Origin of the sequence: Pseudomonas sp. TMP9 (assembly GCF_037943105.1) — a bacterium.
In the GTDB taxonomy this organism is placed as follows: domain Bacteria; phylum Pseudomonadota; class Gammaproteobacteria; order Pseudomonadales; family Pseudomonadaceae; genus Aquipseudomonas.
In genome coordinates, this window is record NZ_CP149803.1 from 2,115,390 (window position 1) to 2,137,315 (window position 21,926).

Sequence of the window (21,926 nt, forward strand, 5' to 3'; positions counted from 1 at the left end):
GGGATGGAGCGAGGATAAAAATGGCGCAGCGGACGGGACTCGAACCCGCGACCCCCGGCGTGACAGGCCGGTATTCTAACCGACTGAACTACCGCTGCGCGTAACTTCAAAAACGAGTTGGTGGGTGATGACGGGATCGAACCGCCGACCCGCTGCTTGTAAGGCAGCTGCTCTCCCAGCTGAGCTAATCACCCTTCACTCTCGAAGTGGGGCGCATTCTAGTCAGCCGCTTAACCCTTGGCAAGCACTGTTTTGAAAATTTTTATTGATGCAGCAAAGGCTTAGCGCGGACTTGGCCTGCGGCACCACTCGGGGGAATAATGCGCCTCGAATGCAACGCATCGGTTCCCTGACCCGTCATATGGCCTGAAACAGATCCGCGCCCGCACCTGACATCGTGTGACACCTGCCACTGTCGGCAGCTCAGTTAATGGAGATTCACCCTCTTATGTGGTTTCGTAACTTACTGATTTATCGCCTCACCCAAGATATCCCTTTTGATGCCGAGGCTCTGGAAACGGCTTTAGCCGCCAAACCGGCGCGCTCCTGCGCCAGCCAAGAACTGAGTACCTACGGTTTTATTGCCCCCTTCGGCAAGGGCGGTGATGCGCCGCTGGTTCACGTCAGCGGTGATTTCCTGCTGATCGCAGCGCGCAAAGAAGAGCGCATCCTGCCGGGCAGCGTGGTACGCGATGCATTGAAGGATAAGGTCGACGAAATCGAAGCTGAACAGATGCGCAAGGTCTACAAGAAAGAGCGCGAACAGCTCAAAGATGAAATCGTACAGGCCTTTCTGCCGCGCGCGTTCATTCGAAAATCCGCCACGTTCGCTGCTATCGCACCCAAACAGGGCCTGATTCTGGTTGATTCGGCCAGCGCTAAGCGCGCCGAAGATCTGCTGTCCACCCTTCGAGAAGCCATCGGCTCGCTGCCGATACGCCCCCTCGCGGTAAAAATTGCACCGGGTGCCACGCTTACTGATTGGGTCAAGACCCAGAAAGCCGCTGATGACTTCTTTGTATTGGATGAATGCGAGCTGCGTGACACCCATGAAGATGGCGGCGTGGTGCGCTGCAAGCGCCAAGACCTGACCAGCGACGAGATACAGCTGCACATGACCGCCGGCAAGCAGGTCACCCAACTGTCATTGGCCTGGCAAGACAAACTATCTTTCATGCTCGATGACAAACTGGTGGTGAAACGACTGCGCTTTGAAGACCTGCTGCAAGATCAGGCCGAACAAGACGGTGGTGATGATGCTCTCGGCCAGCAGGATGCCAGTTTCACCTTAATGATGCTGACCTTGGTTGAGTTCCTGCCGGCGCTATTCGAAGCGCTAGGCGGTGAAGAAATGCCTCAGGGCATTTAATAGCAACAGCACACGCGCAGAGGGTTAAAGCACGAACCCTCTGCAGCTTGCGTGCATCACACTGCATGCGTGAGGACGACCTCACCACTCTGCGAGTGACCAGCATGGGACGACCCTTCTTTATGTTACGGAGGTGCGTATGTCCTGGATCATCCTCTTGCTAGCCGGCCTGTTTGAAGTCGGCTGGGCTGTCGGCCTGAAATACACCGACGGCTTTTCTCGCCCTATCCCTACCCTGCTAACCGTTACGGCCATGATCATCAGCCTGACGCTGCTGGGCTTGGCCATGAAGGAATTGCCATTGGGCACCGCCTATGCGATCTGGACCGGCGTGGGCGCTGTGGGCACGGTAATCGCCGGTATTGTTCTTTTCGGTGAAGCCATGACGCTGCTGCGCTTAGCAAGCGTGGCCTTAATCGTCTGCGGCCTGCTTGGGCTGAAGTTCAGCCATTAACAGCCCAAACTGTGCAGTATTTATTAGGGGGAAACGCACCATAAAAAATCCGCGACCAGAAAGGCTGGTCGCGGATTTTCAGGGTGACGCTGCAGCGACTTAATTGTCACGTGAGCGCATGGGCTTCAAATGCTCACACCAATTAGGCGGATAACTCAACCAACAGCTTATTTAAGCGCTGCACGTAAGCTGCTGGATCTTTAAGGTTATCGCCAGCAGCCAGTGCGGCTTGGTCGAACAGAATGTGGCTCAGATCAGCAAAGCGCTCCTCGTCCACCTCGTTATCAAGCTTCTCGATCAGCGGGTGAGCCGGGTTGAACTCAAAAATCGGCTTAGACTCCGGCACCTTCTGCCCGCTGGCTTCTAGAATCTGGCGCATTTGCATTCCGAGGTCTTGCTCACCAATCGCCAAAATTGCCGGCGAATCAGTCAGGCGGTGGGAGACTCGTACCTCAGCAACTTGCTCGCCCAGCGCTGCTTTCAACCGCTCAACCAGTCCTTCTTTAGTTTTAGCGACTTCTTCTTGAGCTTTCTTGTCTTCTTCTGAGTCCAGCTTGCCAAGGTCCAGGTCACCGCGAGCAACGTCGACAAAATGCTTACCGTCAAACTCGGTGAGGTAGCTCATCAGCCATTCATCAATACGGTCGGTGAGCAGCAGGACCTCGAGGCCTTTCTTGCGGAAAACTTCCAAATGCGGGCTGTTCTTCACCTGCGCGTAGGATTCGCCGGTTAAGTAGTAGACCTTGTCCTGTCCTTCGGTCATACGTGCGATGTACTCACCTAGGCCGACACTTTGCTCGCCGTTTTCGCTACGGGTTGAGGCAAAACGCAGCAAACCGGCGATCTTTTCTTTGTTGGCAAAGTCTTCTGCGGGACCTTCCTTGAGGACTTGGCCGAAGTTCTTCCAGAAGCTTTTGTAGTGCTCAGGCTCGTTCTTGGCCAGCTTTTCCAGCATGTCCAGCACGCGCTTGGTCAGCGCTGACTTCATCGAATCGATGATCGGATCTTTCTGCAAAATTTCGCGGGAAACGTTCAGCGACAAGTCATTGGAATCAACCACACCCTTAATAAAGCGCAGGTACAGCGGCAGGAACGACTCAGCCTGATCCATGACAAACACGCGCTGCACGTAAAGCTTCAGGCCGCGCGGCGCTTCACGCTGGTACAGGTCGAACGGCGCACGCGCCGGGGTGTACAGCAGCGAGGTGTATTCCAGCTTGCCTTCAACCTTGTTGTGGCTCCAGCTCAGCGGGTTTTCGAAATCATGGCCGATGTGTTTGTAGAACTCCTGATATTCCTCGTCCTTAACCTCGGTACGCGGGCGGGTCCATAGGGCGCTGGCGCGGTTGACGGTTTCCCACTCAAGCTCAGCTGGCGCAGCTTCACCTTCGACAGCGGGTTGCTCTTTCGGCAGCTCGATAGGCAAGGCGATATGGTCGGAGTATTTCTTGATGATGTTGCGCAAGCGCCAGCCATCGGCGAATTCGTCTTCAGTACTTTTCAGGTGCAGAACGATGCGCGTGCCACGCTCGGCTTTCTCAACGGTGGCAACTTCAAAATCACCCTCGCCTTGGCTCGACCAGTGCACGCCTTCGCTGACCGGGCTGCCGGCGCGGCGGCTAAACACGTCAACTTTATCAGCGACGATAAACGCCGAGTAAAAGCCCACGCCGAATTGGCCAATCAGGTGCGAATCTTTCTTCTGGTCGCCGGTCAGGTGCTGCATAAAGTCAGCGGTGCCGGACTTGGCGATGGTGCCCAGATGAGTAATGGCATCTTCACGGCTCATGCCGATGCCGTTGTCTTCGAGGGTGACAGTCTTGGCGTCTTTGTCGAAGCTAACGCGGATTTTCAGCTCAGCGCCGCCTTCGAGCAGTTCCGGCTTGGCCAACGCTTCGAAGCGCAGTTTGTCGGTGGCATCCGAGGCGTTGGAAATCAGTTCACGTAGGAAGATTTCTTTATTCGAATACAGCGAATGGATCATCAGGTGAAGCAGTTGCTTCACCTCGGTCTGGAAGCCCAGGGTTTCTTTTTGAGTTTCCACACTCATGGTCTCTTACTCCACATTATTGACGAAGCCGCAATGCGGCGATGTCATACAAAGTGGGGCCATGTTGTGAGATTTCAAGTGCTTGGCTGCAGCTAGCTTTAGGGTTCGAGAAGTTCGATGCGAGTAATCTCCTCCGGGAGCAGCTTGAAGCTGACCTCGCCTTGGCCGTTCATACGCTGGCGCAAAACGATCCGACCATCTTGGTCGACACCCTGGAATCGGCCTTCAGCACTGTTGCCGCGTTCAGTGGCCGCTCGCATGCTGAGGTTTTGAAACCGGTCAGGGCTGCGCAGCAAGCTGTCCAAGCTGAACCGTACACGGCGGTCAATTGGACGGCTAACGCGCTCCACCACCTCAGCCGTAATCGTTGCGGGCTTTTGCACACTGGGCACAGCAGTTACGCGCGGCAGGGGTGCAAAGTTATCAGCGGCAACCTGCCAACCACGGCCGTCCAGCTTCTGCAGGATAATCGGCAACTGCTGCACCTCACCGTTAATGCGCGCCTGTACGTTGAGATCAATGCTTTGCAGTGGAAAGTTCAGGTTGCCAATTGGCTGTAACTGCACCTGACGGGTCGCAAAACGGCGCTCTAAATAGTTTTGAATGACATAGCTGACCGTATCGATTGAATCGAACTGACGATCCACTTTGTCGCCCTGATAACGCAGACCGTTGCGAAATAGCTCAAGTTTTCCGCTCAGGGTGGTTTTGAATTGCGGCGGTAAAACCAGGTGGAAATCGCCCACCAACTTGTTCGGCGCAACCGGCTGCAGGTCTAGGTGCAGGGTATAGCCACGGCTCAAACGCCGGGCTTCAGGCAACTCTTGCTCGGGCAACAACCAGCTGATTTCCACCTCCGGCAATATGCCCAGGTCCGCAGGCAACACATCGACTCGCACGGGGCCTGTGTCGACTTTGGGTAAACGAATCACCAGTTCGCTCTGGGCAAAGAAATCCTGGCCCTCGCGCAGGCTCAATACGCCGTCCATCAGCTCAGCCTGTTGTGGCGTAAAAGGTTTGCCATTGAGCTCACCTCGCAAGTCGATGGCCAGCTCAGCGGGCGTCTCCACACCGGGCTTGAGCCATTTAAGGCTGAGAATGGCCTCCAAACGTTGTGCATCATTGCTGGCCAGCAACGTCAACCCAACCACCAATGGAATGATGCCTAACGCCGACAATGCCACGGCCGGGCGCGCCGAACGCCAGTGGCGTAGCAGATACAGCAAGGTGAGTGGCGGCACAAAACTGGCCCAGCCCCAGAGCAGGCTGGTGGTGAAGGCCCGCATTACCAGCCACACCAACCCGGCGAGTATCAGCAGCAAACCACCTAAAATCAGCAGCGCATCCATTCAAACGTCCTTAGCGATGGTTATACGAGGGGCTGTCAGCACAAGATGCTCAAGGCTCATCGACCTTGAAGTGCGCACGCGCGGTGGCAATCGGCTCCGTCTGAGTGGTCTGCCAGGCGGTAATCGCCACGTTGGCCACTCGCCTCCCCTGACGCCACACCTGGCACTGCACGAAGGTGTCACGATAATGACCGGCGCGTAGGTAATCTATCGAGAAGTCGATGATTTTCGGCAAATGTGGAATACCCATGAACATGAGCAAGTGCAACATGGCCGAGTGTTCCATAAAGCCAGCGATCACTCCGCCATGCAAAGCGGGCAACATCGGGTTGCCGATACAGTCTTTATTGGCGGGCAGGCGGAACACCATGTCATCGCCCAAACGCAGGCACTCGATGCCAAGCAATTTGGCATAGGGAATCAGGCTGATCAGCGGGTCGTAGTTGTTCTGCTCATGAGCGTCACGCACCAGTTGATTGAGGTCGAACGTACTCATTGGCCAGCCCCTTTCGCAGCAGCTTGCAGGTCAGTTGGTTTGCCCATGCGCATAAAGGCACCCACCACATGTGCAATCGGCTCTTCGGGGTTGTCCTGATAAGCATAACCACGGGTAAAGATGATGTTCTCAGTCACCCTGTAGCACTCGGCAAAACCAAAGACATCCTTGTTCGGCTCAGCGGGCCGCATGTAATCAATGCGCAGATCCAACGTCGGGCAAATCTCAAACTCGGGGAGCACGCATACGGTGGAAATACCACAGGTGGTGTCCATCAAGGTGGTGATGGCACCGCCGTGGATCACCCCGGTTTCGGGGTTGCCGACGATTTGCTCACTGTAGGGTAAGCGCAGGATCAAGCCATGTGGCTCAGCGCTGTACACGCTCATGCCAAGCACCTGACAGTGGCGCAATACCGATAAAAAACGCTGCGCCCGCTCAGCAATAGGAAAACCACTCATAACGTCTAGACCCAGACCACGCACACAAAGGGCCCGCATGATAACCGCTGACAGAAACCGCGGCATCATGACGCCAACCTGTTGCTGAGAACGGTCAGACAAATGCAATGGGGCGTGTAATAAGGAACTTCGGCAAATAAATACTGTTTAATGGCAAGACTTGGGCAACCAAGTATTGGTTACTACATAACAAGGAGCTCTAACCGTGCAAAAGCCATTCACCTATGCCCTGCTTCTCGCCGCCATGCTCGGCCTGGCCGCTTGCGATAAAACCCCAGAAGACAAAATGGAGTCAGCCAAGGAATCTGCCTCTGAAGCCATGGAATCCATGGGTGACGCTGTTGAAGAGACTGGCGACGCCATCGAGCAGAAAGCCGATGAAGTGATGGGCACCGAGCCAACCACTGGCGAGAAAGTTGAAGATGCTGCCGACGACGCTGCTGACGCAATGGAAGATGCAGGCGATGAAATGAAGGATGCTGTTGAAGGCCAATAAGCCTTTCAGCTGATGCAAACAGGCCCGCACATTGCGGGCCTGTTTATTTATGGCGTAATCAAAGCACGGGGGTAAGCATCAGCAGTAGGCTACAGAACAGCCCGATCACCCAGACCATGCTGCGTTGCCAGTGCAGATCGGCCCAGTAGAAGAACAGATACAGCATCCGCGCCACCACAAAAGTGATGGCCAGCACATCCACTAAAACGCCGTGGTTGTTGGTGACATGGGCCATCAGCACACCTACCGCAAATAATGGAAACGCCTCAAAGCTGTTCATGTGTGCAGCCAGCGCACGTGCGCCAAAACCACTTAAACGCCCCTGCTGAGCGCGTGGGTGATGGTTATCGTAATGACCGTCGGCCTCCTTTGCCATGGCCCTGGCCACTGGGGCCTTGGCGATGAAAATCAATATTGCGCTGATAAAAATGCACCAAAACGGGATGCTCATTCGCTTTTCTCCTTAGACGACTCAAACGCCGGGGTCTGGGTGTAGACCATCACTTCCAGTACATCGGAATGAAATTCGCGGCGGTACAGCACCAACACCACACCTGCACTGACCAGCATAAAAAACCATGGATTGATAAACCAGGACAGCGTCGCCATGCCGAAATAATAAGCGCGCAGACCTTGGTTAAACTGGTTGGCCGCCATCGAGATCACTCGCGCAGTGCGCTCAGCAAAGGCTTTACGCTCCTGCTCGGTCACATGGCGCTCACCCACCATGGGTGCAGAGCCCAACAGCACAGCAGCAAAATTGTACTGGCGCATGCACCAGCTGAAGGTGAAAAAGGCATAGACAAAGACGATGCCTAAGCACAACAGCTTAACCTCGGACAGCTCGCGACTGGCGGCCTGAACAAACGGCAGATCCGCCAACAGCGAAACCGCGCGATCCGATGCGCCCAGCACCGTGAGAATACCGGCGAGAATAATCAGCGTACTGGAGGCAAAAAAGGAGGCATTGCGCTCCAAGTTACCGATCACACTGGCGTCGGCGATACGGTTATCGCGAAGCAGCATGCGCCGCATCCAGTCTTCACGGTACAGGTGCAGCACGCTGGCTAAGCATGGCGTGGTGCGGCCCTTCGCTTGGGCAAACCGGGTGTAGCCGCCCCAGCAGACTACAAACCATATAACGGCAAGCAAGTGCGGCAGGTATAAGTCACTAAATGGCATGGGAACTCCTTGTTGGCCTGCGCCGATTATAGGCAGGCCACCTGCGCAACTGATATCGATCTGGTTTAGATGCGCAACCGCCGCGCAGCTCATACGGGCGAGCGTATGGATTTACCCTTGTGTAGAAACAAAAATACCCGCATCTGGCGATACGGGTATTTTTATATCCACTGCTTAAGGTGCAGGATGCTTAGTAGTAAGCATTTTCCTTAATGCTGTGGTCCGTTACATCACGCACCCCTTTTAGCTCAGGAATACGCTCCAGCAAAGTCTTCTCAATACCTTCTTTCAGGGTCAAATCGACTTGACCGCAGCCTTGGCAACCCCCGCCAAACTTCAGCACCGCAATGCCATCTTCGACCACATCAATCAGGCTTACTTCGCCGCCATGGCTGGCTAAACCGGGGTTGATCTCAGTTTGCAGGTAGTAGCTGATGCGCTCGTTGACCGGGCTGTCCGCATTGACCATCGGCACTTTGGCGTTGGGCGCTTTGATGGTCAGCTGGCCGCCCATTCGATCAGTGGCATAGTCGACCACGGCGTCGTCAAGGAATGGCTCGCTGACCGCATCGATCCACGCAGTAAAGGTGGCCAACCCTAGGGCGGTGTCTTCGGCCTTTTGCTCGCCCGGCTTGCAATAAGCAATACAGGTTTCTGCGTATTGGGTGCCCGGCTGGGTAATAAACACCCGGATGCCGATGCCGGGGGTGTTCTGCTTGCCCAGCAAGTCAGCCAGGTAATCGTGGGCAGCGTCGGTAATGATAATGGTGCTCATGGCAACTCCTCGCAAACATGGCGGCATTGTACGCCACTCACCTGCGCCGGGAAAGTCCTAGTGTTTTAGTAGGAATAACATCCAGCAGCATTGATCCTCTACGGCGCGGGTTATCCGCAGAGAAACGCTGCAATCGCATCGGCGGCGCTGAGTAAATGCTGTTGGTGGCTCAAGCCTGAGCTTTTTAGGGGCTTGAGGTCATGATCACCCGCCGTGAGCCAGCGCAATTTGATCGAGTCAGACAGCGTATAGCCCGCCACCGCCTGACGATTACCCAAGGCATCACGCTCGCCCTGAATGATCAAGGCCGGCGTGCGCAACTGCGCCAAGTGCGCGACACGCGGCTTTTCCGGTTTACCAGCGGGATAAAACGGATAACCCAAACAAACCAATGCAGCCGCATTTAATTCATCAGCCAACAAGCTGGCCATCCGGCCGCCCATCGATTTACCGCCAATCGCCAGCGGGCCTGAAACCTGTTGGCGCACCTGACGATAAAGTTCACGCCATTGCTCCAGCAGCTGCGCCTGCGGGTTGGGCGGGCGCTTTTTGCCGTCCAACCGACGCGTCGCCATATAAGCAAACTCAAAGCGCACCACGGTAATGCCACGGGCCGCGAGGTGTTGCGCCATGTATTGCATAAATTCGCTGTCCATTGGCGCACCTGCGCCATGCGCCAGGATCAACGTCGCGCGCGACTCGCCTGTTGGCCGATTGCATAACCAGCCCTCAAGGCTCTGTTCCTGCACGTATTGATCCCCGTCAATACCCGCCTCGTGTGCTTTGTTCATGCTTGCCTCGCTTAAAGAATCAGTTGGACTGCAGCGTTGACCGTAAAAGGCTGCAGCGGCTGATTTTCGATGATCTGCCAATAACCGTGGACGGAAGCCCCCATAAAATGAACACAACCAGGAACACAACCAGCACCAGCGCCTACAACTACAAGGTGGTGCGCCAATTCACCATCATGACGGTGGTGTGGGGCATTGTCGGCATGGGTCTAGGCGTGTTTATCGCTGCGCAACTGGCTTGGCCCGAGCTTAACTTCAACCTGCCATGGACCAGCTTCGGGCGCCTGCGCCCGCTGCACACCAACGCGGTAATTTTCGCCTTTGGCGGTTGCGCCTTGTTCGCCACCAGTTATTACGCGGTACAGCGAACCTCGCAAGCCACACTGTTCGCGCCCAAACTCGCCGCCTTTACCTTTTGGGGCTGGCAACTGGTGATCCTCTTGGCGGCCATCAGCCTGCCAATGGGCTGGACCAGCTCTAAGGAATACGCCGAGCTGGAATGGCCGATCGATATTCTGATTACCATTGTTTGGGTCAGCTATGCGGTTGTGTTCTTCGGCACGATTATGAAGCGCAACGTCAGCCATATTTATGTCGGCAACTGGTTCTTTGGCGGCTTTATTCTCACCGTGGCTATTTTGCACCTGGTGAATAACCTAGAAGTACCGGTCACCCTGACCAAGTCCTATTCGGCTTATGCCGGCGCGACAGACGCGATGATTCAGTGGTGGTATGGCCACAACGCCGTGGGCTTTTTCCTCACTGCGGGCTTTCTCGGCATGATGTATTACTTCGTGCCTAAACAGGCCGGACGGCCGGTTTACTCCTATCGGCTGTCGATTGTGCACTTCTGGGCACTGATCACCGTCTACATCTGGGCTGGCCCGCACCACCTGCACTACACCGCGCTGCCCGATTGGGCGCAGTCGCTCGGCATGGTGATGTCACTGATCCTGCTCGCGCCTAGCTGGGGCGGCATGATCAACGGCATGATGACCCTCTCAGGCGCGTGGCATAAGTTGCGTACCGACCCAATCCTGCGCTTCCTCGTGGTGTCCTTGGCGTTCTACGGCATGTCGACCTTTGAAGGTCCGATGATGGCCATTAAGACCGTCAACGCCTTGTCCCACTACACCGACTGGACCATCGGCCACGTTCACGCTGGCGCGCTCGGCTGGGTTGCAATGGTGTCCATTGGTTCGCTCTACCACATGCTGCCTAAGGTCTTCGGCCGCGAAGAAATGCACATTATTGGCCTGATTAACGTGCACTTCTGGTTCGCCACCATCGGCACCGTGCTGTACATCGCGTCGATGTGGGTTAACGGCATTGCCCAGGGCCTCATGTGGCGTGCAGTCAATGAAGACGGCACCCTCACGTACTCCTTTGTCGAGGCGCTGGAAGCCAGCCACCCCGGCTTTGTTGTTCGGGTAATTGGCGGCGGGATCTTCTTCGCCGGCATGTTGGTGATGGTCTGGAACGTCTGGCAAACCGTGCGTCATACCAAAACTGAAGAGATGGAAGCCGCCGCCCAGTTTTCGGTTCAGGGAGCCCACTGATGAGACACGAAATACTCGAAAAGAACATTGGCCTAATGGCGCTGATGATGGTCCTAGCCGTCAGCATCGGCGGCCTAACGCAGATCGTTCCGCTGTTCTTCCAAGACGTTACTAATGAGCCTGTGGCAGGCCTTAAGCCTTACACCGCGCTGCAACTGGAAGGTCGCGACATTTATATCCGCGAAGGCTGCGTGGGCTGTCACTCGCAGATGATTCGTCCGTTCCGTGCCGAAACTGAACGTTATGGCCACTATTCAGTGGCCGGGGAAAGCGTTTACGACCACCCCTTCCTTTGGGGCTCAAAGCGCACCGGTCCGGACTTAGCCCGCGTTGGCGGCCGTTACTCGGACGAATGGCACCGTGCGCACCTGTATAACCCGCGCAACGTAGTGCCTGAGTCGAAAATGCCCGCTTACCCATGGCTGGTGGAAACCACGCTTGATGGTCAGGACACCGCTGCCAAGATGAAGGCCTTGCGCTTTCTCGGCGTGCCATATAGCGAGGAAGACATCGCGGGCGCCTCAACTGCCGTCAAGGGTAAGAGCGAGATGGACGCCATGGTTGCCTACCTGCAAGTGCTCGGCACTGCCGTGAAGAACAAGAGGTAGGCCCATGTCATTTGAACTTATTGATACAGGAACGCTACGCGGCGTCGGTACAGCCATGGTTTTGCTGTCCTTCGTCTGCGTCACCCTGTGGGCCTACAGCGGCAAACGCCGCGTGGCCTTTGACCAGGCAGCCAACCTGCCCTTTGCCGATGAAATCAACCTCGCTGCACCAAGGAGCAAGACCCCATGAGCACGTTCTGGAGCTGGTACATCACGCTGCTGACTGTCGGCACCCTGCTCGCCCTGTTCTGGCTGATTTTCGCTACACGCAAAAGCGAAGTACACAAGAGCGAAACCGATCAGACCATGGGGCATGCCTTCGATGGCATCGAGGAATATGACAATCCACTGCCAAAATGGTGGTTTATGTTGTTCATCGGCACCATTGTCTTTTCGGTTGCCTACCTTGTGCTGTATCCAGGCCTAGGCAACTGGAAAGGCATACTGCCTGGCTATGAAGGTGGCTGGACCCAAGTTAAGCAATGGCAACACGAAGTCGATAAGGCCGATGAGCTGTACGGGCCCATCTTCGCCAAATATGCCGCGATGCCAATTGAGCAAGTGGCTCAGGATGAGCAAGCACTTAAGATGGGCGGCCGTATCTTTGCCTCCAACTGTTCGGTCTGCCACGGCTCTGATGCCAAGGGGGGCTATGGCTTCCCTAACCTGACAGACAATGACTGGCTCTATGGTGGCGACCCACAAACCATCAAGACATCCCTCCTCTATGGTCGTCAAGCAGTTATGCCGGCATGGAAAGACAGCATTGGTGAAGAAGGCATTCGCAACGTTGCTGGCTACATTCGCACCTTCTCCGGTTTGAATAATCCGGACACTGCCAAGGTGGACCTAGAAGCAGGTCAAAACATCTACGCGACAAACTGTGCCGTCTGTCATGGCGCTGAAGGTAAGGGCCAACAGGCCATGGGCGCGCCCAACTTGACCGATAAAGTGTGGCTCTTCGGCTCCAGCTTTGCTCAAGTGCAGCAAACTCTCCGTTATGGCCGCAACGGGATGATGCCTGCCCAAGAAGCCTTCCTCGGCAACGACAAAGTGCACCTGTTGGCTGCGTATGTGTTGAGCCTGAGCCAAAACCAGCAGAGCCCTGCCGCACAGTAACTGATTAAAAAGCAGCGCCCGGCTGGCGACGCTCGTCGCCAGCCGCATCACTCCTCCCCCCGCGCTTGGATAAGCGTGCCAGCTGTGCGACCCAGAGTCGCACCGGCCTAACCAATCGCGCGCGCGACACCCGACTTGCGCTAGTCTTAGCCTCAGTCGCCACTTGTCATAACTCCAAGGCGATTCCTATCTTTGCGCTATGCCTGTTAGGCCGTTTACTGCTTGCGGCAGTGCACCACTTCGGTGGCTACGCACGCTAGCCGTGAGCTCCGAAAGCCTCATTGCTTCGGCCCGTGTCGTTGCAATAGCAATTTGCTTTCTACATACTTGCCGCCGATTTTTGCCCCTAAAAAATCCATTAACCGTGGAACCCATAATGAGCACAGCAATCAGTCAGACTGCTTATAACTACAAGGTGGTTCGCCAATTCGCCGTGATGACGGTGGTTTGGGGAGTCATTGGCATGGCGCTAGGCGTTTTCATTGCCGCACAACTCGTGTGGCCTGAACTCAACCTAGGCATGGAATGGACGACCTTTGGCCGTCTGCGCCCGCTACACACCAACGCGGTCATTTTCGCCTTTGGCGGATGTGCGTTGATGGCAACTTCATTCTATGTCGTACAACGTACCAGCCAGGTCCGCCTGATTTCCGATGGCCTTGCGGCTTTCGTGTTCTGGGGCTGGCAAGCGGTAATCGTCGCTGCAGTCATCACCTTGCCAATGGGTTACACCAGCACCAAGGAATACGCTGAGCTCGAGTGGCCGATTGATATTCTGATCACCGTGGTGTGGGTTGCCTACGCGATTGTGTTTTTCGGCACCGTGACCAAGCGTAAAACCAAGCACATTTATGTGGGCAACTGGTTTTACGGCGCGTTCATTCTGGTGACCGCCATGCTGCACATCGTCAACAGCGCTGTCGTTCCAGTCAGTCTGTTCAAGTCTTACTCGGCGTATGCCGGTGCGACTGATGCGATGATTCAGTGGTGGTATGGCCACAACGCCGTAGGCTTCTTCCTGACAACAGGCTTTCTCGGGATGATGTACTACTTCGTGCCCAAGCAGGCCGAGCGCCCGATCTATTCCTATCGCTTGTCCATCGTGCACTTTTGGGCGCTGATTACCCTGTACATATGGGCAGGCCCGCACCACCTGCACTACACCGCACTGCCAGATTGGGCGCAGTCGCTGGGCATGGCCATGTCAATCATCCTGCTAGCACCAAGTTGGGGCGGCATGATCAACGGCATGATGAGCCTGTCTGGAGCCTGGCATAAGCTGCGCACTGACCCAATTCTGCGTTTCTTGGTCGTCTCCTTGGCGTTTTATGGCATGTCGACCTTTGAAGGTCCGATGATGGCGATTAAAACCGTCAACGCCCTGTCTCACTACACTGACTGGACCATCGGCCACGTTCATGCCGGCGCTCTTGGCTGGGTAGCGATGATTTCCATCGGTGCGCTCTACCACATGTTGCCGAAAGTATTCGGTCGCAACGAGATGCACAGTATTGGCCTGATCAACGCCCACTTCTGGTTGGCGACTATCGGCACTGTGTTGTACATCGCCTCCATGTGGGTCAACGGCATTACCCAGGGTCTGATGTGGCGTGCAGTCAACGAAGACGGCACCCTCACCTACTCCTTCGTTGAAGCACTGGAAGCCAGCCACCCAGGTTACGTCGTGCGCATGATTGGCGGTGCGTTCTTCGTCACTGGCATGTTGCTGATGGCTTACAACTCTTACCGTACTATCCGTGCCGCTAAGGCTTCTGAATACGAAGCTGCTGCACAGATCCCTGCCGCCCAACTCACTGCTGGGAGCGCGCACTGATGAAACACGAAATAATTGAGAAAAATATTGGGCTGATGGCGCTGCTGATGGTTCTCGCCGTCAGCGTCGGTGGCCTGACTCAAATCGTTCCGCTGTTTTTCCAAGACGTCACCAATGAGCCGGTGGAAGGCCTAAAGCCTTACACCGCGCTGCAACTGGAAGGCCGTGATGTTTACATCGCTAACGGCTGTGTTGGCTGCCACTCGCAGATGATCCGCCCGTTTCGCGCTGAAACTGAACGCTATGGCCACTACTCGGTCGCAGGTGAAAGCGTTTGGGATCACCCCTTCCTTTGGGGCTCCAAGCGGACTGGTCCAGATCTGGCTCGTGTAGGCGGTCGTTACTCGGATGAGTGGCAGCGTGCGCACCTGTACAACCCGCGCAACGTAGTACCTGAGTCAAAGATGCCGGCCTACCCTTGGTTGGTCGAGCACAAACTTGACGGCAAGGACACGGCTAAGAAAATGGAAGTTATGCGTGGCTTTGGCATCCCTTACACTGACGAAGACATCGCCGGCGCTGAGGCTGCAGTAAAAGGCAAGACCGAAATGGATGCACTGGTTGCGTACCTGCAGGTTCTTGGCACCTCCATCAAGAACAAGCGGTAAGGCACTATGGATATCGGGATGATTCGCGGCATAGGCACAGCAGTGGTGTTCATCGCTTTTATCAGCGTGGTGCTCTGGGCCTATAGCAGCAAGCGTAAATCCAACTTCGACGACGCCGCTAATCTGCCCTTCGCCGATGACCCCAAACCCAACAAGCCTGACGAGCAATCTTCCAGGAGCAATAACCAATGACCACGTTCTGGAGTTGGTACGTAACCATTCTGTCTTTGGGCACTATCTTTGCCCTAACTTGGTTAATTTTCGGCACCCGTAAGGGCCAGCGCGAAGAAACCACCGAAGAAACTGTCGGCCATTCCTTTGATGGCATTGAAGAGTTTGATAACCCGCTGCCCAAATGGTGGTTCATGCTGTTTATCGGCACCATCATTTTTGCGTTGGGCTATTTGGTGCTCTACCCCGGCCTAGGTAACTGGAAGGGCTTATTGCCCGGCTACAACTACCTCGACAGCGAGACCAAAACGCCTTTCGCCACCAACATCGAAATCGCTGGTGGCGAAGAGCGTAATGCAGGCTGGACCGGTGTGCACCAATGGGAAAAGGAGATGGCTAAGGCCGACGCCCAGTACGGACCGCTGTTTGCCAAATATGCGGCCATGCCAATTGAGCAAGTGGCTCAGGATGAGCAGGCACTTAAAATGGGCGGCCGTATTTTTGCCTCCAACTGCTCGGTCTGCCATGGCTCTGATGCCAAGGGCGCCTACGGCTTCCCTAACCTGACAGACAACGACTGGCTGTATGGCGGCGACCCGCAAACCATCAAGACAACTCTGCTGTACGGTCGCCAAGCGGTTATGCCCGCATGGAAAGACAGCATTGGTGAAGAAGGTATTCGCAACGTTGCCGGCTACATCCGTACTTTCTCTGGCTTGAAGAACCCGGAAACTATTAAGGTGGACCTTGCCGCAGGTCAAAACATCTACGCGACAAACTGTTCAGTCTGTCATGGCGCTGAAGGTAAGGGCCAACAAGCCATGGGCGCACCCAACTTGACCGATAAAGTTTGGCTCTACGGTTCCAGCTTTGGTCAAGTACAGCAAACCCTACGCTATGGCCGCAACGGCATGATGCCTGCCCAAGAAGCCTTCCTCGGTAACGACAAAGTGCATTTACTCGCGGCTTATGTTTACAGCCTGTCGCAAGGCAAAACCGAGAAGTAATGCTCTGGCCCGGCAGACGCGACCGCAGGTCGCACCTGCCGGGCAATCGTCAGGCGTACCATAGCGTAAGAGCCCGCAAGACTCCGGTCGGCACGTATCGTCTGGAGCAGCCAACCAATCGCCGTGGTACCCATTTATGAGCGCACAAATCCCCGTTAAAGACGTCACCCCCGCCAAGGTCGAAGTTGTTGACCTCTACGCCAACCGCGAAAAAATCTACACCCGCTCCTTCACCGGCATCTTCCGCAATTTGCGCATGCTGGGTGGTGCAGCCCTCTTCTTAGTGTATTTCGGCACCGTATGGTTAACCTGGAATGGTCGTCAGGCCGTCTGGTGGAACTTACCTGAGCGTAAATTTTATATCTTTGGCTCAACTTACTGGCCGCAAGATTTTGTTCTGCTCTCAGCGCTGCTGATCATTGCAGCTTTCGGTCTGTTTTTTATCACCGTGTTCGCCGGGCGCGTCTGGTGCGGTTACACCTGCCCACAAAGCGTGTTCACTTGGATATTCATGTGGGCGGAAAAGGTCACCGAAGGTGATCGCAACCAGCGCATGAAGCTCGATAAAACGCCAATGAGCGGACAAAAATTCCTACGCAAGTTAGCTAAGCACGGTATTTGGGTGGGCGTTTCGGTTGTAACCGCTATTACTTTTGTCGGTTACTTCACCCCCATCCGCGAGCTAATCACCGAACTTGCCACCCTGCAAAGCAGCGGCTGGGCGCTGTTCTGGGTCGGTTTCCTGACCCTAGCCACTTACGGTAATGCTGGCTACCTACGTGAACAGGTGTGCATCTACATGTGCCCCTATGCGCGCTTTCAGAGCGTGATGTTCGACCAAGACACCCTGATCGTCTCCTACGATCCACGCCGCGGTGAAGCACGTGGCCCGCGCAAACGTGATGCCGATTACAAAGCCGAAGGGTTAGGCGATTGCATTGACTGCAAGATGTGCGTGCACGTCTGCCCCACCGGTATCGACATTCGCGATGGTCTGCAAATTGAGTGCATTGGCTGCGCCGCTTGCATTGATGCCTGCGACAGCATCATGGAAAAGATGCATTACCCCAAAGGGTTGATCAGCTACACAACTGAACACAACTTATCCGGGCAAAAGACCAACCTGGTTAGACCGCGACTGATCGGTTATGCGGTAGCCTTGCTCGCCATGTTCTGCGTGTTTGCTTGGGCTGTTTCCAGCCGCTCGTTGGTGGAACTGGACGTGCTCAAAGACCGCGTGCTGTATCGGGAAAACGAAGAAGGCCGAATCGAAAACGTTTACACCCTGAAGATCATGAACAAAGCCCAGCGCGATGTGACCTACATGATTGAAGCCGATGGCATCGACGGCCTGACGTACGAGGGTAAGCGCGAAATCAGGGCCTTCGCCGGTGAAGTGCTGTCATTGCCTGTGGAGCTGTCCATCGATCCAGAAAAACTGCCTTCAAGCACCAACGAAGTCAGCTTCCATCTGCAAGCAGTGGACGATGAAACTATTAAAACTGAAGCTGCCAGCCGCTTTATCGGCCCCAGCGTGCGCTGACCAGAGATAATCATGACTGAACAAACGCCTGAGATCATAAAGCCTTGGTACAAGCAATTCTGGCCCTGGTTTCTAATCAGCCTGCTGGCCTACTCTGTGGTTCAGGGCCTGACCCTGCTGACCATTGCCACCCGTAATCCGCCAGGGCTGATTTCCGATGATTATTACGATGTAGGCAAAGGCATCAACCAGTCGCTGGAGCGGGAAAACCTCGCCATTCGCCTCAAGCTGAATGCCAGCTTGGTGCTTAACGATGATAACGGCACGGCAACTCTGCAGCTGAACGGCAATAGCCGCCCGCAGCAACTGGTACTCAATCTCATTTCACCGACTCAACCTGAGCGCGATCGCCGGGTAATCCTGCAACCGAAAGCAGATGGCATGTATAGCGGGCAAATGATTGATCCGGTCGAGGGTCGGCGCTTTGTCGAGCTTATTGGTCAGGAAGGCGGTAAGGACTGGCGTCTTTTTGAAGAGCGAAAAGTACAAAGCGGCGTGACCATAACCCTCGGGGAAGCTCAGTAAGCACACTGATGGCCAACCCCACCCCCTGCTATCACTGCGGTTTGCCCGCCCCCGGCGGCAACCGCTTTCAGGCTATCGTACTGGGTGCAACCCGGGAAATGTGCTGCCCGGGCTGCCAAGCAGTAGCTGAAGCTATCGTTGATGGTGGCCTTGAGCACTATTACACACACCGCAGCGAAAGCGCCGCCAACCCGCAAAGCCTGCCTCAAGCGTTGCCTGATGAACTGGCGCTCTATGATCGCAGCGATGTGCAGCAACCTTTTGTCGAACATGACGGTGAGCTCAGTGATATCTGCCTGCTGATCGAAGGCATCAGTTGCGCTGCCTGTGGCTGGTTAATTGAGAAGCACCTGCGCGGTTTGCCCGGCATCAGTGAAGCCCATCTCAACTTGTCCAACCACCGTTTGCAGGTGCGCTGGACTGACAGTCAATTGCCGCTCAGCAGCCTGCTCAAAGCATTGCGCAAAATTGGCTACGCCGCTCACCCTTGGCAGGCCGATGCTGCCGCCGAACAGCTGCAGCAAGAAAATCGTCGCGCCATGCGCCAACTCGGCGTCGCCGGCATGCTGTGGATGCAGGTGATGATGGCAAGCATGGCCACTTGGCCAGAATTCAATATCGATTTGTCTCCCGAGCTGGATAAGATCCTGCGCTGGGTCAGTCTATTTCTCACCACACCAATCGTTTTCTACTGTTGCGGACAGTTCTTCCGCGGCGCCCTGCGCGACCTGCGCACCCGCCACCTGACCATGGATGTATCCGTATCCCTGGCCATCGGCGGCGCTTACATAGCGGGCATTTGGTCAACCGTCACTGGTCAAGGTGAGCTGTATTTCGACGCTGTGGGCATGTTTGCTCTCTTCCTCTTGGCTGGCCGCTACCTTGAACGACGCGCTCGTGAGCGCACGGCGGCAGCGACTGCCCAGCTGGTTAACTTGCTGCCCGCATCCTGCCTGCGTTTAGATGCTAGCGGCCAAAGCCAGCGCATCCTGCTGCGTGAACTGTCTATCGGTGACCTCATATTAGTGCCGCCGGGGGCTTTGCTGCCGGCTGACGGGCGTATTGTGCAAGGCCAGTCGAGTGTGGATGAATCACTATTGACCGGTGAGTACCTGCCACTGCCGCGCAATGTCGGCGACAACGTTACCGCTGGCACACTGAACGTCGAAGGGCCACTTAGCGTAGAAGTTCAAGCCCTTGGCGACGCCACACGATTGTCAGCTATCGTGCGCCTACTCGAGCGCGCTCAAACTGATAAGCCTCGGCTAGCAGTCATCGCCGATCAGGTTGCGCAGTGGTTTTTAGTGATTGTCTTGGTGGTTGCGGCCATCGTTGGCTTGGTCTGGTGGCAGCTTGATCCATCGCGCGCCTTCTGGATCGTCTTAGCATTGTTGGTCGCCACTTGTCCTTGCGCCTTAGCCTTGGCCACGCCCACCGCACTCACCGCTGCCACCGGCTCCCTGCATAAACTGGGTATGCTGCTAACTCGCGGCCACGTGCTCGAAGGCTTGAACCAAATCAACACCTTAGTGCTGGATAAGACCGGCACCTTGACTGAAGGCCGTCTAACACTTAGCACCATCCAGCCGTTGCGTGAGCTGGATGGCGACAGCTGCTTGGCTCTCGCTGCAGCCTTAGAAAACCGGTCAGAACACCCGATTGCCCGCGCATTTGGCCAAGCAGGTGAGGCTGCACGAGACGTTGAAAGCCATCCAGGCTTAGGCCTGCAAGGGCGTGTGGGTGAGCGTTTACTGCGCATTGGCGAGGCTCGCTTCGTCTGCGCACTGAGCGCGCAGCCCGTCCCCCCAATCACTGGCGAACACGGCCAATGGCTGCTGCTGGGCGATGAGCAAGGCCCCTTGGCGTGGTTCGTACTGGATGATCGCCTGCGCGATGATGCACCGCAATTAATCAATATGGCCAAAGCCAAAGGCTGGCAAATCATGTTGCTGTCTGGTGACAGCTCGCCGATGGTCGCGGAAGTGGCGCGGCAACTGGGTATTGATGATGCACGTGGCGGGCTAACGCCGGATGCCAAGCTCGAGGTGCTCAAACACCTGCACAGTCAAGGCCGCCGCGTGTTGATGCTCGGTGATGGTGTCAATGATGTGCCTGTGCTGGCTGCCGCTGACATTAGCGTGGCCATGGGCAGTGCCACCGATTTGGCCAAAACCAGCGCGGACGCGGTTCTACTGTCTAACCGCCTAAGCAGTCTGGTCCACGCACTACACATGGCGCAACGAACCCGGCGCATCATCATCGAAAACCTCACGTGGGCCAGCCTGTACAATGGATTGGTGTTGCCCTTCGCGGCCATCGGCTGGATCACGCCAATCTGGGCAGCGTTGGGCATGTCTGTTAGCTCATTGCTGGTGGTGCTCAACGCCTTGCGTCTGACTCACGTTCACCAAACGAACCCGGTTGAGAGCCCTAGCGGCGAAGCTAAGCCTGTAAAGGCTTCTGGCAACGCCTGAAGCATCAGCACCTTAGGCTTTGCATCAGGCTCATCGCTACATCATCTGCAACCCGACTCATCCGGAGATCCTATGATCGCGCTCTATATCCTGATCCCGGTCGCTATCGCGCTGGTGGGTTTCGCCATCTGGCTGTTCTTTTGGGCGGTGGACAGCGGTCAGTACGACGACCTCGACGGACCGGCTCACAGCATTCTGTTTGACGACGAAGACCCTAAGCACCAAGCAGCAGTGAAACAAATACAGCAACAAGACGCGGACCAAGACTCACAGAAGCCGCCTCATGCTTGAGCTATTGCCGCTGTTAGTCTCAGCGATGATCCTCGGCCTGCTCGGCGGAGGTCATTGCTTGGGCATGTGCGGCGGGCTGATGGGCGCGTTGACCATGGCCATACCGGCCGAAAAACGCGCACAGCGCTTTCAATTGCTCCTTGCCTATAACCTGGGACGCATCCTCAGTTACAGCGTGGCGGGTCTGCTCCTCGGCCTAGCGGGTTGGGCACTGGCCGCAGGTCCACTGGTCACAGGCTTACGCGTGGTTGCCGCATTGCTGCTGATTGCCATGGGTTTTTATCTAGCCGGCTGGTGGAGCGGTCTGACCCGTATTGAAGCCCTAGGCCGCGGCTTGTGGCGATATATCCAGCCGCTGACCCGACGTTTTATGCCCGTCACCAGCGTGCCCCGCGCCTTGGCACTGGGCAGCTTGTGGGGCTGGCTGCCCTGCGGCCTGGTCTACAGCACGCTGCTGTGGGCCGCGAGCCAAGGCAACGCGCTCGAAAGTGCTGCACTGATGTTTGCCTTTGGCCTCGGCACCATGCCTGTGCTGCTGGCAACCGGCATGGCTGCTGAGCGCCTGACTGCCTTGCTACGTAAACAAGGTGTGCGCATGGCTGGCGGTATTCTGGTGATCCTGTTCGGCCTGTGGACCCTGCCCGGTCCGCATCAGCATTGGTTAATGGGTCACTAAGTAGCCAATGAGCACGGCACACGGTGCCTTGATGCAGGTCAAAACACCCCAAGCACGTCACCTTTAGACTTCCCGGCATTCAAAGCCA

At 55.9% G+C, this 21,926-nt stretch carries 24 protein-coding genes and 2 tRNA genes; 16 read left to right on the forward strand and 10 right to left on the reverse strand.

The features are described from left to right. Window positions 1-21 precede the first annotated feature (21 nt). Both WF513_RS10100 and WF513_RS10105 read right to left on the reverse strand, forming a co-directional pair. Window positions 22-98 (reverse strand) — tRNA-Asp (locus tag WF513_RS10100). Window positions 99-118: 20 nt separating this feature from the next. Continuing rightward, window positions 119-194: transfer RNA gene (locus tag WF513_RS10105), tRNA-Val, on the reverse strand. A gap of 254 nt (window positions 195-448) precedes the next feature. On the opposite strand from WF513_RS10105, the gene rdgC reads away from it, so the two are divergent. Both rdgC and sugE read left to right on the forward strand, forming a co-directional pair. Beyond that, window positions 449-1,369 (forward strand): recombination-associated protein RdgC, encoded by a 921-nt coding sequence (rdgC, locus tag WF513_RS10110; protein ID WP_339079253.1) that lies wholly within the window; start codon window positions 449-451, stop codon window positions 1,367-1,369. 139 nt (window positions 1,370-1,508) lie between these two features. Beyond that, on the forward strand, window positions 1,509-1,823 hold the full coding sequence (gene sugE / locus WF513_RS10115) for a quaternary ammonium compound efflux SMR transporter SugE (RefSeq protein ID WP_339079254.1): 315 nt from the start codon (window positions 1,509-1,511) through the stop codon (window positions 1,821-1,823). A gap of 142 nt (window positions 1,824-1,965) precedes the next feature. On the opposite strand, the gene htpG is transcribed toward sugE, so the two are convergent. The 4 genes from htpG to WF513_RS10135 form a co-directional block, all read right to left on the reverse strand. After that, window positions 1,966-3,873, reverse strand: a complete 1,908-nt coding sequence (gene htpG, locus WF513_RS10120; protein WP_339079255.1) for a molecular chaperone HtpG — start codon at window positions 3,871-3,873, stop codon at window positions 1,966-1,968. Between the two features lie 98 nt (window positions 3,874-3,971). Continuing rightward, window positions 3,972-5,222 carry an MFS transporter gene (locus WF513_RS10125; RefSeq protein ID WP_339079256.1) on the reverse strand — a complete coding sequence of 417 codons (1,251 nt, stop codon included), beginning with the start codon at window positions 5,220-5,222 and terminating at the stop codon, window positions 3,972-3,974. A 49-nt stretch (window positions 5,223-5,271) separates the two neighbouring features. After that, the gene (locus WF513_RS10130; RefSeq protein WP_296126045.1) at window positions 5,272-5,718 is read right to left on the reverse strand and encodes a PaaI family thioesterase; all 447 of its coding nucleotides are present in this window, start codon (window positions 5,716-5,718) and stop codon (window positions 5,272-5,274) included. After that, entirely contained in the window at window positions 5,715-6,179 is a 465-nt protein-coding gene (locus WF513_RS10135) for a PaaI family thioesterase (protein WP_339079257.1), read from the reverse strand. Before WF513_RS10135 ends, WF513_RS10130 begins: the two co-directional genes overlap by 4 nt. 205 nt (window positions 6,180-6,384) lie before the next feature. Between WF513_RS10135 and WF513_RS10140 the strand changes: the two genes are divergently transcribed. Continuing rightward, window positions 6,385-6,675, forward strand: coding sequence for a hypothetical protein (locus WF513_RS10140; protein WP_339079258.1), 291 nt, complete (start codon window positions 6,385-6,387; stop codon window positions 6,673-6,675). Window positions 6,676-6,733: 58 nt separating this feature from the next. Here the strand turns inward: WF513_RS10140 and WF513_RS10145 are convergent, their stop codons facing one another. From WF513_RS10145 to WF513_RS10160, 4 genes are all read right to left on the reverse strand, one after another. Continuing rightward, window positions 6,734-7,126 (reverse strand): MAPEG family protein, encoded by a 393-nt coding sequence (locus WF513_RS10145; protein WP_339079259.1) that lies wholly within the window; start codon window positions 7,124-7,126, stop codon window positions 6,734-6,736. Next, on the reverse strand, window positions 7,123-7,857 hold the full coding sequence (locus WF513_RS10150) for a DUF599 family protein (RefSeq protein WP_339079260.1): 735 nt from the start codon (window positions 7,855-7,857) through the stop codon (window positions 7,123-7,125). The genes WF513_RS10145 and WF513_RS10150 overlap by 4 nt, the downstream gene beginning before the upstream one ends. A gap of 190 nt (window positions 7,858-8,047) precedes the next feature. After that, window positions 8,048-8,632 carry a Fe-S biogenesis protein NfuA gene (nfuA, locus tag WF513_RS10155; RefSeq protein WP_339079261.1) on the reverse strand — a complete coding sequence of 195 codons (585 nt, stop codon included), beginning with the start codon at window positions 8,630-8,632 and terminating at the stop codon, window positions 8,048-8,050. Between the two features lie 110 nt (window positions 8,633-8,742). Then, window positions 8,743-9,423, reverse strand: coding sequence for an alpha/beta family hydrolase (locus WF513_RS10160; RefSeq protein ID WP_339079262.1), 681 nt, complete (start codon window positions 9,421-9,423; stop codon window positions 8,743-8,745). A 107-nt stretch (window positions 9,424-9,530) separates the two neighbouring features. Between WF513_RS10160 and ccoN (WF513_RS10165) the strand changes: the two genes are divergently transcribed. From ccoN (WF513_RS10165) to WF513_RS10225, 13 genes are all read left to right on the forward strand, one after another. Further along, a complete protein-coding gene (gene ccoN, locus WF513_RS10165; protein WP_339079263.1) occupies window positions 9,531-10,982 on the forward strand; it encodes a cytochrome-c oxidase, cbb3-type subunit I in 1,452 nt (483 codons plus the stop codon). Next, on the forward strand, window positions 10,982-11,590 hold the full coding sequence (gene ccoO / locus WF513_RS10170) for a cytochrome-c oxidase, cbb3-type subunit II (RefSeq protein WP_339079264.1): 609 nt from the start codon (window positions 10,982-10,984) through the stop codon (window positions 11,588-11,590). The genes ccoN (WF513_RS10165) and ccoO (WF513_RS10170) overlap by 1 nt, the downstream gene beginning before the upstream one ends. A 4-nt stretch (window positions 11,591-11,594) precedes the next feature. Beyond that, the gene (locus WF513_RS10175) at window positions 11,595-11,780 is read left to right on the forward strand and encodes a cbb3-type cytochrome c oxidase subunit 3 (RefSeq protein WP_339079265.1); all 186 of its coding nucleotides are present in this window, start codon (window positions 11,595-11,597) and stop codon (window positions 11,778-11,780) included. Then, window positions 11,777-12,709, forward strand: coding sequence for a cytochrome-c oxidase, cbb3-type subunit III (ccoP, locus tag WF513_RS10180; protein WP_339079266.1), 933 nt, complete (start codon window positions 11,777-11,779; stop codon window positions 12,707-12,709). Before WF513_RS10175 ends, ccoP (WF513_RS10180) begins: the two co-directional genes overlap by 4 nt. 376 nt (window positions 12,710-13,085) lie before the next feature. Continuing rightward, window positions 13,086-14,543, forward strand: coding sequence for a cytochrome-c oxidase, cbb3-type subunit I (gene ccoN, locus WF513_RS10185; RefSeq protein ID WP_339079267.1), 1,458 nt, complete (start codon window positions 13,086-13,088; stop codon window positions 14,541-14,543). Next, the gene (gene ccoO / locus WF513_RS10190) at window positions 14,543-15,151 is read left to right on the forward strand and encodes a cytochrome-c oxidase, cbb3-type subunit II (RefSeq protein WP_339079268.1); all 609 of its coding nucleotides are present in this window, start codon (window positions 14,543-14,545) and stop codon (window positions 15,149-15,151) included. The genes ccoN (WF513_RS10185) and ccoO (WF513_RS10190) overlap by 1 nt, the downstream gene beginning before the upstream one ends. A gap of 6 nt (window positions 15,152-15,157) precedes the next feature. After that, window positions 15,158-15,343, forward strand: coding sequence for a cbb3-type cytochrome c oxidase subunit 3 (locus WF513_RS10195; protein ID WP_339079269.1), 186 nt, complete (start codon window positions 15,158-15,160; stop codon window positions 15,341-15,343). Beyond that, window positions 15,340-16,329 carry a cytochrome-c oxidase, cbb3-type subunit III gene (gene ccoP / locus WF513_RS10200; protein WP_339079271.1) on the forward strand — a complete coding sequence of 330 codons (990 nt, stop codon included), beginning with the start codon at window positions 15,340-15,342 and terminating at the stop codon, window positions 16,327-16,329. The genes WF513_RS10195 and ccoP (WF513_RS10200) overlap by 4 nt, the downstream gene beginning before the upstream one ends. 136 nt (window positions 16,330-16,465) lie before the next feature. After that, the gene (ccoG, locus tag WF513_RS10205) at window positions 16,466-17,872 is read left to right on the forward strand and encodes a cytochrome c oxidase accessory protein CcoG (protein WP_339079272.1); all 1,407 of its coding nucleotides are present in this window, start codon (window positions 16,466-16,468) and stop codon (window positions 17,870-17,872) included. Window positions 17,873-17,884: 12 nt separating this feature from the next. Further along, complete coding sequence (locus tag WF513_RS10210) at window positions 17,885-18,397, forward strand: FixH family protein (protein ID WP_339079273.1); 513 nt, start codon at window positions 17,885-17,887, stop codon at window positions 18,395-18,397. A gap of 8 nt (window positions 18,398-18,405) precedes the next feature. Further along, on the forward strand, window positions 18,406-20,871 hold the full coding sequence (locus WF513_RS10215; RefSeq protein WP_339079274.1) for a heavy metal translocating P-type ATPase: 2,466 nt from the start codon (window positions 18,406-18,408) through the stop codon (window positions 20,869-20,871). 72 nt (window positions 20,872-20,943) lie between these two features. Next, on the forward strand, window positions 20,944-21,162 hold the full coding sequence (gene ccoS / locus WF513_RS10220; protein ID WP_339079275.1) for a cbb3-type cytochrome oxidase assembly protein CcoS: 219 nt from the start codon (window positions 20,944-20,946) through the stop codon (window positions 21,160-21,162). Then, the gene (locus WF513_RS10225) at window positions 21,155-21,838 is read left to right on the forward strand and encodes a sulfite exporter TauE/SafE family protein (RefSeq protein ID WP_339079276.1); all 684 of its coding nucleotides are present in this window, start codon (window positions 21,155-21,157) and stop codon (window positions 21,836-21,838) included. Before ccoS ends, WF513_RS10225 begins: the two co-directional genes overlap by 8 nt. Window positions 21,839-21,926 lie beyond the last annotated feature (88 nt).